Origin of the sequence: Sutterella sp., from assembly GCF_052272535.1 — a bacterium.
GTDB lineage: Bacteria > Pseudomonadota > Gammaproteobacteria > Burkholderiales > Burkholderiaceae_F > Sutterella.
Window position 1 is genome coordinate 1 of sequence record NZ_DAVZJY010000304.1, and the last position, 2274, is coordinate 2274.

The following is a 2274-nucleotide window of genomic DNA, read 5'->3' on the forward strand; positions in this document are numbered from 1 at the left end:
TCTTACGAGCGGTAGGAGACGCCCACCGCACCGTAGACCGGATTCTCAACCGCATGTAGTTGAGGGCGGCGTTGGTCGTGAGGTTCTTCGCGACGTCCACCGAGAGGCCCGCGCCCATGCGCAGTCCCGCGCCGTCGATGCTCGCGTCGGCCGTGTCCGCGCCGACCGTGGCGGTGACGTTCTTGTTGAACGCGTTCATGCCCGAGACGACGACGTAGGGACGGGAGGCGGCACCCGCGGCGGTGAATTCACCGCCGAACGTCGCGCCCGCTTCGGCTTCGAGCGAATAGACCATGTCCACGCCGAGCGAACCCGTCCCGATCGCGTAGTCCTTGGCGTGGATCGTGAGGTAGGAGAGCTTGACGAAGGGCTCGGCGAAGAAGCCTTCCGCCGGGCGGAGCGTCCAGCCCGCGCCCGCCGGCTCCCGCCCGAACACGGCGCCGCCCGAACATTTGATCTCAATCAGAAGGTCGGGTATGGACGCCCGAGGACGGCCCGCATCCCGGCGTGGTAGTTCGCTCCGACCTTTGCGAAAAAATCGAAGTTGCACGGCGAAAAGCCGTGCGCCGCAAAGATTTCTGCATGGCGATGGCATTGAAAAATAGTGAAAACTACGTACAATCCGTGAAATATCTCATTGGAATTCTTCTGCAGAAGCACATTTTTGGCTGAGAACCGGCTAAGATGCCGCGATACCCCCTCGGAAATAGAGGCGGCGAATAAGGGAACGGGGGCTCAGGCCTCACCCGTTCGACAAGATCCAAACACGGGAACGAAAAATGGAACTCAACCGAAACCGCTACATCGCCATCGGGTCGATGCTGTTCGCACTCTTCTTTGGTGCGGGCAACCTGATTTTCCCGGCCTCCATGGGTCAGGCTGCGGGCGAGAACGTCTGGTGGGCGCTTCTCGGCTTCTGCATCACGGGCGTCGGCCTGCCGCTTCTCGGCATCCTTGCGGTCGGCTATTCGGGCTGCCACGACCTGCGCGAAGTCGCGAGCCGCGTGCATCCGCTCTACGGGCTCTTCTACACGGTGGTCTGCTACATGGCGATCGGCCCCTGCTTCGCCATTCCCCGTACGGGCACGGTGTCCTATGAGATCGCGGTCCGCCCCTTCCTCGGCGCCGAACCTTCCGCCTTCGCGCTCGCGATCTTCCTTGCCCTCTTCCTCGGCTTCTCCGGCTGGCTCGCCGCCTCGCCCTCGAAGCTCGTGGACCGCATCGGCAAGTTCCTCACCCCGGCGCTTCTCGCGACGCTGCTCGTTCTGATCGTGATGTCCTTCATCACCCCGATGGGCGACTTCCAGCCGGCGCAGGCGGCCTACGCCACCCCGGTGGTCGCCGCGGTCCAGGGTGTGCTTGACGGCTACAACACCCTCGACGCCATCGCCTCGCTCGTCTTCGCCACCCTCGTCGTGGGCTCCGTGAAGGAGATCGGCTTCAAGGATCCGAAGACCATCTTCTCGCTGGTTGCGAAGGCCGGCATCATCGCCGGTCTGCTCCTCGCCCTCGTCTACATCTTCGTCGCCAAGATCGGCGCCGAGAGCGTCTCCGCGATCGGCATGCAGGAGACGGGCGCGCCGGTGCTCGCCGAATCCGCCAAGATCTTCTTCGGCAACGGCGGCGCGATGCTCCTCGCGGCGATCGTTCTGCTCGCCTGCGTCACGACGGCCGTGGGCCTGCTCACCTGCTGCGCGGCCTTCTTCCTCGAACTCACGGGCAAGCTCACCTACGTCACCTGGGTCGTGCTCTTCACGGTGATCTCCTACCTGATCGGCCTCTTCGGTCTGAAGACCATCATCGTCTCGACGATTCCGGTGCTGATGTTCATCTATCCGCTCTGCGTCGCCCTGATCGCGCTCATCTTCCTCCACAAGGCCTTCGGCGGCCGCCAGTGCGTCTACGCCTGGACGATGGGCTTCACCTTCGTGATGGCGCTCGTGAACGGTTTTGAGACGGCCGGCATCCCGCTCGGCGCTCTCGGCGACGCCTTCAAGGCCTACGTTCCGCTCCACACCTTAGGCCTCGGCTGGATCTCGTTCGCCGTCGTGGGCTTCGTGATCGGCCTCATCTGGAAGGCCGTGGTGCCGGCGAAGGCGGCGGCCGAACCCAAGGCCCGCGCCGCCTGATCGCAGCGCTCCAGTTCTCCCGGGCGGTGAATCCGCCGCCTGGAGGAACTGACCTCCAGAGTTCAACACCTCGCTTCAAAGGCGGCTCTCTGCGCAGGCCGCCTCTTTCTTTGCCCGCAGCGCTTCGAAGGCCTGCGGGCGCTTG

2 protein-coding genes are annotated in these 2274 nt (G+C 64.2%); one reads left to right on the forward strand and one right to left on the reverse strand.

Annotated features, from left to right (window positions below; genetic code table 11):
* On the reverse strand, nt 1-436 hold a 436-nt coding region (locus tag ACT6Y9_RS10510), incomplete at its 3' end, for an autotransporter outer membrane beta-barrel domain-containing protein (protein ID WP_443744495.1).
* A 343-nt stretch (nt 437-779) separates the two neighbouring features.
* Here ACT6Y9_RS10510 and brnQ point away from each other — a divergent pair.
* Complete coding sequence (brnQ, locus tag ACT6Y9_RS10515) at nt 780-2129, forward strand: branched-chain amino acid transport system II carrier protein (RefSeq protein WP_443744496.1); 1350 nt, start codon at nt 780-782, stop codon at nt 2127-2129.
* Nucleotides 2130-2274: the final 145 nt, after the last annotated feature.